The organism is Drancourtella sp. An57 (genome assembly GCF_002161525.1).
GTDB classification, from domain to species: domain Bacteria; phylum Bacillota; class Clostridia; order Lachnospirales; family Lachnospiraceae; genus Sellimonas; species Sellimonas catena.
The window spans coordinates 1-15,429 of record NZ_NFHY01000016.1 but is presented as its reverse complement, the minus strand read 5'-3'; the positions used below and the strand labels follow the sequence as shown (position 1 = coordinate 15,429).

Below are 15,429 nucleotides of genomic sequence, written 5' to 3'. Positions count from 1 at the left end.
TCAAAACAATTATCTCAACTCTTGCAAATCCTTCAGTTCGTTTAGTTCTTTTCATTCTTTCAACTTAATCCCATTCCTATCTTCCTCACTGATTACATATTCCTTTATATTACCAGGACATGGAATTTCAATTGTATTCCAGCGCGCATATCGTACGGCATCAGCACAGAAGTCTGCATCCACACACCACTGTATGAGTATGTTAGGTTCGAGAGTTAGGTATCCATGTGCAAAATTTTTTGGTATGTACATCATTTTCTGATTTTCTGTACTGAGAATCTCCGCAATGTTACTGACCACCCGTAAGTGAGTCAGCCCTTATATCCGCAGCAACAGCAGAGATTGATTGATCCTATGCCAAGATTTAGTGCACGCTAAACAAGAAATTTATCTGCATCTTAACTTACTAAAAGCAGTTCGTTTGTCTTCGTTTACTCACATGGTTTTTCAAAACCATTTAGCAACATGAAATCACAATGACTATGAAGACGTTAGGTATTAAAAAAGACTTCAATATATCCGAATATCAGACGATATGCTTGCCGAGAATCACATATTTTAAACCAGTTCAGCTATTCCCGTTTGATATGCCCATAAAACGATTCGATGACGGTTTTATTCCTCAATTCCGGAGGTTGTGGTTCTTTCGCAATTATCCGTTTTTTCTTGCTTCATATTAATATCCTATAATCCACTTGACCGTCCTAATTATTCCTTCATCGAATGAAATTTTCGGAACAAACCCTGTGTCTCTAAACAAATTAGTAACATCAAAAGTTTCTTTTGGCAAGGAAACCACATTGGCTGTTATCTGACCAAATCCTAAGGGAACCTTTGTTCCACCATTCATCCTATTGGTAATATCTCCGACCACTTTCAGAAACTCTTTTAGCGGTTTTGCTTGGCCAGATCCAATAACATAATTTGTACCGTCAACACCTTTTTCAGCAATCAAATATAGGGCATGTGCGACATCTTCAACATGTACAAAATCATAGTACTGATTTCCGTTTGACAGTGCCGGTTCTTCTCCCAAAACGATCTTTCTTATAATAGTATTAATAAGACGAGTAGACTTTTCTCCTTCTCCATAAGTATTAATCAAAGGCCAAAAAAATCTAATTCCCACATTGCCCGATTTTGCTTTCCCCATCCAATGAGCAGCGATTTTTGCTGATTTGTACATATATCCCATATTAGAAATCATTTTATCTTCCTGCATTTCTACTATAGCTTCTGCCTCATGTAAACTTCCTGCACCAACAAAAGTTTTAATAGACATTTTGACCATTGCATCAATCAGGTCTAGTGTTGACTGCAAATTCTGAATTTGTATAGCCTGATCTCTGGCATCCAAATCTGATACCCCCTGCCAAGCAAAATGAAATACTGCATCAATGTCTCGGTCTGCGATTAGTTCTGGAAGTAATCTATAATCGCAAATATTACATTTTATAATTTTAACAGGAAGAGATGTTATCTCTAATATATTTCTTGAATTTTCCCGTACAACAGCTATAACCTTCACATCTTGTTTAACGAGCTCTTTTACAAGATATTTGCCTATGAAGCCTGTTGCACCTGTTATTATTGCTTTATTCATATCCATCCTCACAACGATTCATTTTTTCCACATATTCGGAAAGAGTTGGCCAGTTAGCATCTTTTTCTGTCGCAATGATATTTTTAATTCCATACTCTTTTAGAGGCCAAGGTATGTTTAGTTCTGGATCGTTCCATCTTATCCCTCCACATGATTCCGGGATATATCTTCCAGAGCTCTGATAGGAAAATACCGTATTATCTTCAAGCGCAATATATCCATGTGCAAATCCCTCTGGAATATAAATAACCTTATGATTATCACCGGTTAAAAGTTCCACATGAAATTTCCCAAATGTTTCAGAATTTTTTCGCAGATCCAACGCAACATCAAAAACACTTCCCGATATTACATGAATAAGTTTCGCCTGAGAAGCAATGGTTTGATAATGTAAGCCGCGTAAAGCGCCTTTAAAGGAATATAAATCGCTACTCTCTACAAAATCACACATAATTCCATGAGAAGCATAAATATTTTTTTCATAATGCTTCAGATATATTCCTCGTTTATCCGAAAAAATGTGTGGTGCGATAACATACACACCGTTTATTTCCGTCTTACTAAATTCAAATGGCATATTATTAACTAACTCCTCTCCAGAAACTTTTTTATCTGAGAATCCATACAGGATCTTATATCAGATCCCATTCTCCAGCACTTACTCCACTCTACGACCATTTCAATGGCGGTTTCTAAATTCCAACGAGGATGCCAGCCAAAAACTGCCTTGAGTTTAGAACAATCTAATTTAAGGGAATTTGCTTCATGGGGACCTCCATCATAGCAACTAACCCACTTAATCCCATCACCCCACTTGCTTACAAAGATATCAACTAGAGCACCCGTCTGATAGCAGTCGCCATCATCAGGACCCACATTATAGTAACCGGCATATTTACTGTCTGTATACTGCATAGCAGCAACCATCAAATAAGCATAGAGCGGTTCCAAAACATGCTGATAAGGCCGAGTAGAAAAAGGATTACGCACAATAATATCTTCATCCTTAATAGCAGCCCGAACGCAATCCGGAATTATACGATCGTTGGCAAAATCGCCACCACCAATAACATTGCCTGCACGCATAGTAGAAATTGCCACACGATCATTATTAAAAAAGCTTTTTTTATACGAATGAGTTACCAATTCAGAGCAAGACTTGGAATTAGAATAGGGATCGTAACCATCTAGTTCATCGGTCTCTCGATATCCCCATGGCCATTCTCTGTTCATATACACCTTGTCGGTAGTTACATTCAAAAAGCTTTTGACACAACTACTATTACGCACACACTCCAAAATATTTACTGTCCCCATAACATTTGTTTCGTAAGTGTATACAGGATCTCTATAGCCGTCACGAACAATCGGCTGAGCAGCCAAATGGAAAACAATTTCAGGTTGAACCTCATCAAATACAGCTTTTAATGTATCATAATCACGAATATCGCCGACAAACGAATGAACGTCCTGCTTAATCCCTGCAATTTCAAATAGCGAAGGCTGAGTAGGTGGAGTTAGAGAATATCCCGTAACTTCAGCGCCAGCATTTTTCAGCATTTTACAAATCCAAGATCCTTTAAACCCTGTATGGCCAGTTATAAAAATCTTTTTCTCTTTATAAAAAGACAGATCAAATTTTTCCATCATGAAACTCACCACACTTTCCATGGTGCATTACCAGCAACCCACATTTTTTCCAGTACTTGTTTCTCCCTGACAGTATCCATACACTGCCAGAATCCTTGATGCTTATATGCAACCAGTTGTCCAGCCTTTGCCACTCTTTCCAATGGCTCTTTTTCTAAGACAGTCGTATCATCCTTAATATAATTAATAAACTCAGGCTGACATACCATATAACCAATATTAATCATATTCCCATCGCCCTGTGTTTTTTCTCGGAATTCATTTATTAGTCCATTCTCATCAATGTCGAGAACACCAAATCTTTGGCCTGCATTATATGCTGAAATTGTGACCAATTTTCCATGTTGTTTATGAAATTCAACAAGTTTGTTAATTGGAATATCAGACACTCCATCACCATAAGTGAGCATAAAAGGTTCATTTCCAAGATATTCCTTTATACGCTTAACCCTACCGCCAGTCATCGTATTAAGGCCAGTGTCTACCACTGTTACTTGCCAATCTTCAATATGTCTGTGATGAACTGTCATATCATTCCTTCCATTAGTGAAATTGAATGTGATATCAGAATTGTACAAAAAATAATCTGCAAAATACTCTTTGATAATATATTGCTTGTATCCTGCACAAATAACAAATTCTTTAAAGCCATAATGAGAATATAGTTTCATAATATGTAATAAAATTGGCATGCCACCCAAATCAACCATTGGTTTAGGCTTAAACTGTGATTCCTCAGAAATTCTAGTTCCAAATCCACCTGCTAAAATGACGACTTTCATGAATAATAAATCTCCCTCATTATTTAATGAATATTTTTGCTATACTAAAACCAACCGGAGTACTAATCAATTTTACACCTATCCAAAGCAGTAAATTGAATGGAAAGTGATAAAATTTACAATATGTTTCAGAATATATAAATGACAAATATGTCCTGTAATTCCACGGTAATGCATCTTCTTTTAAATACCGCCGTATAATAAACCCTGGTCGAAATACAGTATATTTTACTAGTTCTTTATGTTTTGAATAAGGTAATCCTGAATTATAATCCATTATTGTCCTAAGTCCTGTCACTGTGCTGTTAATATGCCATGTAATGTCATGTTCCATTGGATCATGCTTTACAATTTGCAAACTATTAACAACACATACTTTCTCCTTATTTTTCAACATTTCCAAAATTGGAATACAGTGCGGGATACGAGTATATAATCTGAAAAACATAGATTCGAAATATTTTACCGTTTCCGGAATGTTATATACTTTGTTTGACATAAAAATCCAATCACCATTAAAATTATTCATTCGAAGGATATCAATTAAATCATCAAGCGTTTCCATTATAATATCTTCCATTGTTTTCTTACTAATGCTAAACCAAATTGCAGAACACTGTGAATTTTTATTGATCTGTTTTTTAATAGTTTCAACAGCATACTCCTCAATGTAATCATCATCCCCCAGCAGCCATCCCCATTGAGTATCACATTTTGCCAAAACAGAAGCTATATTCATATCGGCACCTACATTTGATTTCTGGACGTGCAATGTGATTCTTTGAACAAAAGTCTGATCATATCGGTTTAATACTTCATCTAAAACTGAATAATTTGAAGCATTATCAGAAATAAATATTCCAAAGTCTTGGTCTGATTGTTTATTAAGCGCATCTAAAGTTCTTATCAACCGTTGTTTACGATTATAAGTTGGAATAAGTACTGTTAACATTTCATCATCCCCCATACTATCTACCATATCTTATTATATTTGAACAGATTCATTTTTTAACGTTTAGATTTTGACTTTCCAAACAGTGGAGAAAACCATCTGCTACAAAGCATTGAAACTGGTATTAAAAGAAGAAGAGAAAGTATATAATAAACCCAGTATATCGGATAACTATAATTAGGTACTATACAGTTAGTAAATAATACTTTTCCAATAAAATGAAGTCCTTTTATAAAAGAAAAATGTAATACATAAAAATAAATCGTATTCTGACCAAACCAAATTAATAATTGATTGCTTTGAATTCTTTCGCCTATTTTGCAGACTACAACAATGCCACTGAATGCACCTGTAAAAAAAAGAAATAAATTTCCATAATCATTTAGATACATTACAACAGGTACATTATAGGATGAACAAATGATTCCAATAGGAATTAATAAAATCCAGATGTCAAATATTATATTGTTACTTCTTGCTCGTCTACTATATGATATTTTACAATGATATCCAATCATAAAGAAAAGAAGAGCCATTGGAATTATTTCAAAATGTAGCAAAGTTATTATCTGCAGTCTGACCACGATAACAACGCTAAGAAGATCAATGACATAAGCAAGAAGTCTTATGTACATCTTTTTTTCGAAACCCAACTTCTGTATAATATAGAAGATAATTGATACATAAAATAATACCAGTAAAAACCAGCCTAAAAAATTGCCTGCCAAAGTCTCTCTATTAATTTCACCAGATACCAGATCAACTAAGGTATCAAATACGCCAAGTGTAATTGTAGGAACTAAAAGTACTTTAACTTTTTTTATCAAATAGTCTGAAAATACTTTTGCTTTTCCGGCACAAAGCCCTGATATAAAGAAAAACAATGGCATATGAAACGATAAAATCACTTTATTACCCGGATCATCTAAACTTCCAATACAATGTCCGAGTATAACCAATAATATGGCAATTCCCCTTGTGGCATCAATCCACCGGATACGCCCCTTTTGTATTTCGATATTCATTTTTAAAACTTCCTTTATATTTACTTTTACACGCTACCAGAATTTCCGAATGCAGGTAGTACCTTTAGTTAATGTAAAATGAATAAGCAAAGTTATCTTTTTATTTTCTGCAAATAGGGTCTAATATATCTTACACATAAGTCTTTCCATGCCGTGCTATTAAAATTAAAATACAACACACATACAAACGCAGTCATACAGGAAATAATAGCTCTGAATATTATCCCCACCAAACCAGTCCCGATAAAGCCACATAAAGTATAAGATAGCATTATTGCTATTAAACATGCCATTGCCTGTTTAATTTGAAAAGTAAAAAAGTTTTTCACACTATTGCACTTAAATTTCTCTTTAAAAAGTAATCTTGGCTCATACCAATACTGGCTTAGTATCTTTGAGATGCTTGTCGCAATTAAGATACCAGGGACTCCCCACCAATTTCCGAAAACAATAGAAAGAAACAGATTTAATCCTGCCGTAATAAGCATTAGGTATTTAACCTGCTGGAATAGCCCCATTGTTTCTCTAAAAATCCAGACCGGGTTCATAATCTCCTCTAAATAGATATTAAAAACTATTACTATTACCCATATAAAGGGCATCACATTCTTTTTTCCAAGCCATAGAGCAACAAAAGGCTGCATACAATTGGTAAAACAGCATGCAATTATTGCGCCTATAAAACTGAATATCAACAACAAAATATTAAACATTGCATAAGACGATTTCATATTGTCTTCAGCATTAAGATTACCAAGGCTAGCCATAAAACCCGTGATAAAAATACCAATTAATGCAACAATATAAGATAAGATCATATAATAATTAGAATAATATCCTACATATACTGTTCCGACTATTATAGAAATTAAAATATTATCTGTATTATTTAAAATCACTCCACTGATCTTATATATAAAGGTTGCCTTTATATTTGTAAAAATCTGATTTTTTTCTACCAAATTTTTATTTGGCTTCATTTCCTTCAGATATGGATACAAACGATCCGCTACCATGCTAAGCAGAAGATTTTTTCCTATTGTACATATCAACTGTATGATCAAATATCCCAAAAAGTCATGGAAAACAAGTAAATAGACTATTTGCATTCCATACATCATAAATGTTAAAACAGCATCACACACATTGCTAATGTAACCATTTTGATCAGCGATAATTACGGTTGTTTTATAAACAGCTATGTAAGAAATCGATGAATTCAGCAAATATAATAAATAATATATAATAACTTCATTTTGTGCTATGTTACTATTAACAATATAGTTTAAAAACGGAATTAACGTAATGCCAATCCCCAGTATAGCACCTGCAATTATCCCATATATTTTTTTAAAATAATTTACTAACGAACAGACCTTAAGCTGATCATTCTTCCTCAGGGCATTATATAACGAAAATGTTAAAACATTTCCTACTCCCAATTCAGACAGAGCCAAAATAGAAAGTATATTTGAATATAAACCATTAATACCGTTGTATTCTACTCCTAAAAGTCTTATAAAAATGGTCTTTGTTGCAAAGGCCATTATCATCAGTAAAAGTTTACATATAACTCCTGATAATATATTTCTTGCTGATTTTTTACTACGGCTCTCCATCTCATGCTCCTTCTATAATGTGCCTCAACTTTTACTCTTCTTAAAAACATGCCTCAAGTATTACTTTTTTCTATATCTTTAAGTTTTTTTATAAAGACTTCTGGCTGATTCATATATTGTGATACAGAACGAATTACGCTATCATCTTTTTCCCACCATTTTAACTCAAGCAGAGATTGGCATATATTCTCATTAAAACGTTTCCTGATAAACCGCGCAGGACTACCAGCCCAAATCTCATATGGTCCAATATTTTTTGTGACGACTGACCCCATACCTATTATTGCTCCGTCACCAATTTTCACTCCTGCCTTGATCATTGCATTAGCACCAATCCACACATCGTTTCCAATAATCGTACGCTCAAACGGATCAAAATATCTTTTGTAAAAAAAATTATTCAGGCCCTCTTCTCTTTTTTGAGTACAATAAAAATGTAGCGACGTGCTTATCCACTCAATTGGGTGCGCTGCACCACCTATGTAACATCCATTTGCTATTGAACTATATTTTCCAATTGAGCAATCACTAATAAAAGCTCCATAATGTATCATAGAATACGCACCAATTGAAGATCTGTAGAATTTCACATTATGCCCAATCAAAACATGTTTATCTAATTCTGAGTTTTGAAGTATCGCAGTTAAAGAGATATCATTTTTTATCCGAAACGGATAATTCAAAATATTACTGATCAGTACCTTTAAACGTCTTTTACTAATCTGCATGCTTTCCCTCTCCTCATACACATATTTTCAATAACTGTAAATTTATCTACTATATATTTCTTCATTTGCCTTCACAAAATTGTCTATATGGATTATGAAGTCTCGATATTGCTCAGCTTCTGTATTCCAAGGAATTCCTTCCGATAATGCACGTCGTATTGCTAATTGTAAAGAACTAACATTTTCCACTTCAAACAATAGACCAAGTGTATGTTTCTTTACTATATCCCCTAAACTTTCATGATTAGATGCTATGACCGGTTTACGGAGCGACACCGCATCAACCAGAGGACCGCTGGCACCATCAAATTTTTTACGATACGGCAGCATTACTATATCACAGGCAGACAAATATTCAGCGTATTCGTTTTCCGATAGATAATGCAAATCAAACGTTACTTTATTTCCTAATCTATTTTTAAAATTCTGTATTTCCGAATCAGTGAATTCTTGATTATAACCAGCCACAATCAAATGATAATGGTCTTCTATTCCACTTAATGCTTCGACCAACATCTCCAAACCTTTATATCGGGTAACCATTCCTATTTGTAATAAGATGGGAAAATTCTCATTAATGCTAAATTTCTCTCTTATTTTGCTTGATGCACCTGCTCTATAATAATTTGAAAAGCATGGATACTCGATCTGTTCTATATTTTTGATACCCATTTCTTTTAAATCAACTTTAAGTTTTTGCGTATGTACAATCCCCACATTTATCCTTTTACATAATCTTCGAAGTGAAATATCTTTAAGCCAGTGCCGGCGAATTTGATGAAACGTAACGACGGGCTTATATCTTTTGAATTTCAATAATCCTAATCCAAAGTATCTTACGAACGCATCTCCATATAAAAAATGGAGTCTATCAACATTTTCGTTTGTTATAATTTGATGCACTTGGGACAACCAAAGAAAATAGTTGAATGGGTGTTTATATAATTCTTTTGTATTTGAGATAACAAATTGTCTCTCTTCAGGGAACCTTTCCAATTTGCTTGGTATAATAACGATTGCTTCTGGGTTTGCGTCAAACAACGCAGCCAAATAATTAATATGATGTCCGGATAATTCAACATCAACAAACGCAACTTTCATTTTCCCTTAAACTCCTTTAAAATTTTATGCTAAGAACCAACACAAAATTGCTCCAAGATAAACATCATGGCCGTATGGCAAAGCGGCAGTCAGCTGTTTACCAATAGCCGTTACGGCCAATAAAGTAAACGCTAAATACTGTAGACGATAATTCTCATCCTTTGAAGCAAGTATGATTTTAGATTTATTCCAAATTGTCAAAATAGGATTCAATACTACAATATATGTATACAACAGCCAGCCAACAATCCCCAAATCCAGCATAGCCTGTAAAATGGGAACATCAACATACAACGTCATATAACCATGTCCAAACAGTACCTTAAATGGATTTGTTTCGTTCCATATGATGTCTAAAGAAACTCTCTGCGTATATACTCTGGTTGAAGCAGATTCATCAATTCCTAAACTGTTATTACCATACAAAGTATAAATACCTCTTAACATATAATTGCCCATATTATCGATTACAGTTTTTATTCCAGGCACCAAATTATATACAGTAATAAAAGTAATAAAAAATACTAGTAATGCCAAGAATAGTTTTAATATTATTTTTGATAGAGGCTTCTGTGCACCTAAATTAATTCTAATCAATTGCACAAAATACAAAATAAGCATGATAACACAAGTAAATATAGCTGTTCTACATGAAAAAGCAAATTCGGCTATAATAAGAAATGCAATATCTATTATCCTTATTATTTTTCCAAAAAAGCCTTTGCAATCGTATAAAAGAAAAACAGCAAAACAAGAGGTTAATCCAAAACCCATTTGTAAAGGATCTGCTCCACTGGAAAACCGAAATCTTCCAACAAATAAGTTATCTTCGGTAAAAAGGACATATGTTATCAAAAATATAATTATTGTGGAAACGATAAAACTTACCTTTATTGCTTTAGTCCATCTACAACACTTTGAATTTGAAGCCAATGCAGTAATTAAGGCCAGCGAAAAAAAAAGGTATGCAATATCTGAGGTAAAACTTCCTGCCGCAAAAGAATGTCTGTAAAACAAAAAAACAAATAATATATACAACTGAAATACATATAACAGCAATGTTTTCTTTGTTAATCTGGGAAAATTTAATTGCAACAATCTGTCATAATCAATAATAAGTAAAATGCCCAGAAACATAAACATATTTACAAGATCAACTGATTTTCCAACAAATTCATAAAGTGTATTTCCTAATAGTACTCCAAAGACAACAAAAGCAATTCCCCAGGCCTGTCTGTCTTTAACATCTTTAAGTTCATTCATAAATATCTCTCGCATCTATTGTTTTATTTATCCTATTTCTAATATCTTATTAATGCACTGCAAATGGCTATTCACAACATTTTGTAATGTATACCCGGTTATTGTATCCAATCCTGCACCCCCCATCTTTTCTCGTTCCACATCATTCATAAGCAAATATTCCATTTTATCATGAAGGATTCCCGGATTTTCTGTTGGAACAATAAATCCATTTACCCCATTATCAATATATTCCATTCCTGCAATACATTTTTCAGTAGTAATAACTGGTAAACCACAGGCCATAGCTTCATTAACCACTAATCCCCATATATCCTCTCGTGTTGGCAACACAAAAACATCAGATGCCTCATAATATTTAAACAAATCTTCTTTAGGCATAAATCCAAGTACAAAAACATTCTGATAAGAGCATCTTTCAATATATCTTCTGTATTCACCTTCAAGTTCTCCTCCGCCTAGAATTATTAACTGATATTTCTTATCCAAATCTTTCCAAGCTGCTAATAAAATATCAAAACCCTTTCTATAAATAAATTGGCCAACTGTAATTACCGTTTTACGATTTCTCAACTGAAGACTTTTTTTCAAATAATCCTTCCGTACTTTTGAAACAGCCTCCTTTTTTATATCATTTTCCTTTAGAGAAGTAAAATGATGAATAATTATATTTTCTTCATCAGCGCCATAATATAAAAAATATTTTTTTGCATATTCTCCACTCGCAAAACAGTACCGTGCAGAACTTACTAATATTCTTTTTCCTATATCTTTTATAAATTGTTTTAGACTTCTTCTTGTGGACAAAAAGGCTCCATCACAATTTACAATGTATGGGACTTTAAGGAGAATCGCTTTTAATAAAATCCCCCAAGCATAAGGCAAGTACCAGTCATAGGCCAATATTAAACTATATTCTTTGAGGTTTGATACACATTTTTTTAAATAATTGTCGGAGTTGGAATATCCCAGAACAAAAAATTGTAAGTCAGATGATGCAGCATAATAATCTTTATCACGATTAGAATCTGTAGCATTTCCAAAAAAGATATCCATATTTTTATACTCTTTCGCCAGTCCTTTAAATATGTCGACCCTATACGGTGCAGGAAATGATGACAACACAAGCAATTTTGCTTTGTTCACAGTTATTTACCTCCTCATAGAATTTGTTTTCTATGGATATTGTTAGATCTTTGTCTTTAAACAATGGCTATAAAATACTTCTAATTTATTGACAACATCGCTAATATCATATCCACTTTGTCGAATCAGATCACATTGCTGAACAGACATTCGCTTTCTCTCTTTATATATAGTTCCATATTGACACGATTCCACTATTATATTCGACCATTTTCCGTCATCAGCATCTAAAGGAATGTATTTGATAGCGCCTGTTATGTTTGCTTCTTCCGGCACATTTGTGCTTGCTATACATATCATTCCTGAAGCCTGAGCTTCTATCAGAACAATGCCAAATCCTTCGTAATGTGAAGGAAAAACAAAAATATCCATTGCCGACATTAATTTTTCAATTTGTCCAGAAACTCCATAGAATATGCAATGTTCAGATAATCCTAAATCCCTTGCAAGTGTTGCAATCCGTCTTTGCTCTTCTCCTGTTCCCACAAACAATACTTTTGTTCGTGGCTTTCTTACAATTATATTTTTAAGTATATTGACTAGGCGCTCCTGATTTTTCTGATAATTAAAGTTACCAACATGTCCGATCAAAATTTCGTCGGTCAATCCCAATTCATGTCTTACTCTTATTCTTTCATTCAAATCAAAGGCGTATTTTAACGTTTCGATCCCATTTTTTATCACAGTAAACTTTTTACCTTTAAACATCCATAACCCGGCTTCCTCACTACAGGCTAAAGCGTGTGTATACAGTGCACTAAATATCGGATGTAACGCTTTGTGTAATAGCGGATGATTACATGTGACATTGTGAGAATGTGCAATTCTGACTTTTGCGCCCCCCAATTCTGCCGCAATTAATTCTGGAATTATCATCGCACTGTTTCCATGTGCATGCACAATCTTATAGGAACCGGATTTTACAATTCTTGCAAGTTTTAGTATGTATACGAAGATATTTTTGTCTCGATCTGGAATGCACCATAGCTTTCCCCCTGTAGCTTTAAGTTGTATAACGTTTGATTTTGCGAAATTATCACCCGACACAACATCTACTTGAAACTTTTGACGATCAATATGTTCAACATAGTCAAGAACGACTTTACTTATCCCTTGTATCTCAAATCCTTTTACAACCATTAAAACTCTAACTCTTTGACTCATTCTTTTAGGCTCCCCTTACCCGAATAACGCAAACCACTTTTCTGACATTCATAAATTTTTGCATCGACAAGGTACCTATACCAATATGCCTGCAAAAAAGCGTAAATTTTCCCTTCCTTACCATCGAGAAAACCAAGCCTTAAGTAGTAACGATATAAATAGTATATATGAGATCGCAGACCCATTGGTAATTTATAATACACATTCATTTTTAGATAAGTTTTTAAAGCCACTGTCCTTAAATTATTCTTTTTTTCTATTCGTTCAAAATAGTCAACTGTTTCTCTGGAGGAATACCAATTGTGCTTTGAAATAAAATATTCCAAAGTTTTGAAATCATAATGCAATGAATCCGATTTCATTTCTACGGTTGTACCAAAAGATAATATGATATGCTCATCCATAAAACGATCTTCTATCTTTCCAGCTTTTGTTTTATAACAGTTCATCTTTCTCCATGGATATACTCCTCCATGATACAAATTTTTCCCCAAGAAATTCTTCTTAAATCGCAAAACTATGCCCGACACATTTGATGACATATTCTCTTCACATAATCGATCTAGTTCTACTGCGGATTCTTCTGTCAATCTTTCATCTGCATCAATCCTCAACGTCCAAACAGTACGAACTATCGCCTTTTCAATAGCATAATTATACTGCTTTGCGTAATTTTCAAATGAATGTTGATAGACCTCCGCTCCTTCTCTTCTCGCCAATTCAACAGTTTTATCGTTACTATAGCTGTCAACAACAACGATTCTCTTGACTATACCTGAAATAGAACGGATGCAATCAACAATATTTACTTCCTCATTCTTTGTCAATATAATAGCTGTAATATCTGCCATTGATATACATACACCTCAACTTTTTAAAATAGCTTCTTTGTATTTTCTTATAGCTTCATCTTTCGACAAATTATTTACCAAATAATTCCTTCCATTTTCACCCATTTTTTCAATCTTATCAGTAGAAGCATTTTTAATAAACCAACGGATATTTTCTTTCACTTTTTCATACTCCCCAGGATCGCAGCATATTCCGCAACATGTATCTTCTATCAGACAGCGTATTTCCGTTCCCTTTTCTAATACACCCAAAATCGGTTTAGCAACAGCCATAATACCGTATGCCTTTGAAGGCACGGATACGCCTTTGATTCCTTTTGCGTTTATACACCAATGGACATCTCCTGCATTCAAACTATAAATCAGATTTTCCTTGTCTTGATAAGGGATGAAAATAATATTTTCAAATTGATGCTTTTTGACATATGAAACCAAATTATCAAGTACAGAACCCGCTCCTATAAATGCAAAAACAACATCACGTCCATCCGCAGTTTTAGGTCCTTCTTCCCAAATTCCAGAATGTGTATAGCCTTTTCTAAATGACTTCAATACCTTAATCAAATTTTCAAGATCATAATACAATCCAATATTTCCAGAGTACATGATAACAAATTTATTTTCTAATCCGAACTCTTTTCTAAAAGTAACTATCTTCTCATTTTCCGAAGATAAAGGATATATATTTTTTTCATCAATCCAGTTATTAATCATTATAGTTTTTGGTGTATTTCGATTTTTGAACCTTATATCCATCCTTTGGACCAAATCCCGCCCTACAGTAATTACCAAGTTGCTATGTTTGCAGCTAAATTTATCTAACACCATCATTATTTTAAGAACCAATCGATTCTTACTGTACTCCACCGCGATAGTTTGTTCGGGGTTAAAGTCCTGTATGTTATATATGAATTTTGCTCGTTTTATCCATTTTCCCAGAACTCCAAGTAGTCCACCTAATATTGGTGGTTGTGAAATCGAAAAAACAAAATCCTGCGGACCTATCATGAAAGTAATTAATATTGCTCTAATAAAATAGCTGAGAATATTCTTAATACGACTTATCTTATCATTCTTTTTAAATTCTGGCACACGAACACGCAACAGTTTTACACCATTAATATTTTCAACATAATAATTTTGTTGTTTATATTCTTTTTCAATCACACCACTATAGGAAGGAACCACACAAATTACAGTTACCTTAAATTCATCCAACATCCCCTCTGCTAATTCCTTCAGTATCTGCCCAGTCGATGCCACATCAGGGAAATAATAATGAGCATAGATTAGTATCTTTTTCATCAATGCATCCTCCTCATATAGACAAATAATATAAAAAAGCACCAAATACTCATGGTTCGATAAACAGATCCAAATTTCAAATATCCATTGCTAAAGAGTATGTGTTCTCAAAGGAAAATCTTGGTGCTAGTATATAAATAGTGCAAGTCAAAATGAGAAAATTCCAAATAGACAATACATGATATAATAGAAATATCGTACTGAAGGAGGATCTCATTATGGCAAAGCAACATGACAAAC

The 15,429-nt window shown here is 33.7% G+C and carries 14 protein-coding genes; all 14 read right to left on the bottom strand.

The window, feature by feature from the left end; all coding sequences use genetic code 11:
• Positions 1-676: 676 nt before the first annotated feature.
• Positions 677-1,603: an NAD(P)-dependent oxidoreductase gene (locus B5G11_RS12690; protein WP_158099287.1), complete on the bottom strand. Its 927-nt coding sequence runs from the start codon at positions 1,601-1,603 to the stop codon at positions 677-679.
• The gene (gene rfbC / locus B5G11_RS12685; RefSeq protein WP_087254348.1) at positions 1,596-2,180 is read right to left on the bottom strand and encodes a dTDP-4-dehydrorhamnose 3,5-epimerase; all 585 of its coding nucleotides are present in this window, start codon (positions 2,178-2,180) and stop codon (positions 1,596-1,598) included. Before rfbC ends, B5G11_RS12690 begins: the two co-directional genes overlap by 8 nt.
• Before the next feature lie 8 nt (positions 2,181-2,188).
• Complete coding sequence (rfbG, locus tag B5G11_RS12680) at positions 2,189-3,274, bottom strand: CDP-glucose 4,6-dehydratase (protein ID WP_343215512.1); 1,086 nt, start codon at positions 3,272-3,274, stop codon at positions 2,189-2,191.
• Positions 3,259-4,035 (bottom strand): glucose-1-phosphate cytidylyltransferase, encoded by a 777-nt coding sequence (rfbF, locus tag B5G11_RS12675; RefSeq protein ID WP_087254345.1) that lies wholly within the window; start codon positions 4,033-4,035, stop codon positions 3,259-3,261. Before rfbF ends, rfbG begins: the two co-directional genes overlap by 16 nt.
• A gap of 19 nt (positions 4,036-4,054) precedes the next feature.
• Entirely contained in the window at positions 4,055-5,014 is a 960-nt protein-coding gene (locus B5G11_RS12670) for a glycosyltransferase family A protein (protein ID WP_087254342.1), read from the bottom strand.
• Between the two features lie 29 nt (positions 5,015-5,043).
• Positions 5,044-6,012, bottom strand: coding sequence for an acyltransferase family protein (locus B5G11_RS12665; protein ID WP_087254339.1), 969 nt, complete (start codon positions 6,010-6,012; stop codon positions 5,044-5,046).
• Positions 6,013-6,104: 92 nt separating this feature from the next.
• Positions 6,105-7,631: a hypothetical protein gene (locus tag B5G11_RS12660; RefSeq protein WP_087254336.1), complete on the bottom strand. Its 1,527-nt coding sequence runs from the start codon at positions 7,629-7,631 to the stop codon at positions 6,105-6,107.
• A gap of 53 nt (positions 7,632-7,684) precedes the next feature.
• Complete coding sequence (locus B5G11_RS12655; protein ID WP_087254333.1) at positions 7,685-8,359, bottom strand: CatB-related O-acetyltransferase; 675 nt, start codon at positions 8,357-8,359, stop codon at positions 7,685-7,687.
• Between the two features lie 42 nt (positions 8,360-8,401).
• A complete protein-coding gene (locus B5G11_RS12650; protein WP_087254330.1) occupies positions 8,402-9,460 on the bottom strand; it encodes a glycosyltransferase in 1,059 nt (352 codons plus the stop codon).
• Between the two features lie 24 nt (positions 9,461-9,484).
• Positions 9,485-10,723: a hypothetical protein gene (locus B5G11_RS12645; RefSeq protein WP_144289701.1), complete on the bottom strand. Its 1,239-nt coding sequence runs from the start codon at positions 10,721-10,723 to the stop codon at positions 9,485-9,487.
• A 27-nt stretch (positions 10,724-10,750) separates the two neighbouring features.
• Positions 10,751-11,869, bottom strand: a complete 1,119-nt coding sequence (locus B5G11_RS12640) for a glycosyltransferase family 4 protein (protein WP_087254324.1) — start codon at positions 11,867-11,869, stop codon at positions 10,751-10,753.
• Between the two features lie 42 nt (positions 11,870-11,911).
• Complete coding sequence (locus B5G11_RS12635) at positions 11,912-13,033, bottom strand: glycosyltransferase (RefSeq protein ID WP_087254321.1); 1,122 nt, start codon at positions 13,031-13,033, stop codon at positions 11,912-11,914.
• The gene (locus B5G11_RS12630; RefSeq protein WP_087254317.1) at positions 13,030-13,884 is read right to left on the bottom strand and encodes a glycosyltransferase family 2 protein; all 855 of its coding nucleotides are present in this window, start codon (positions 13,882-13,884) and stop codon (positions 13,030-13,032) included. The genes B5G11_RS12635 and B5G11_RS12630 overlap by 4 nt, the downstream gene beginning before the upstream one ends.
• A gap of 15 nt (positions 13,885-13,899) precedes the next feature.
• Positions 13,900-15,189: a glycosyltransferase family 4 protein gene (locus B5G11_RS12625; protein WP_087254314.1), complete on the bottom strand. Its 1,290-nt coding sequence runs from the start codon at positions 15,187-15,189 to the stop codon at positions 13,900-13,902.
• Between the last annotated feature and the right edge of the window lie 240 nt (positions 15,190-15,429).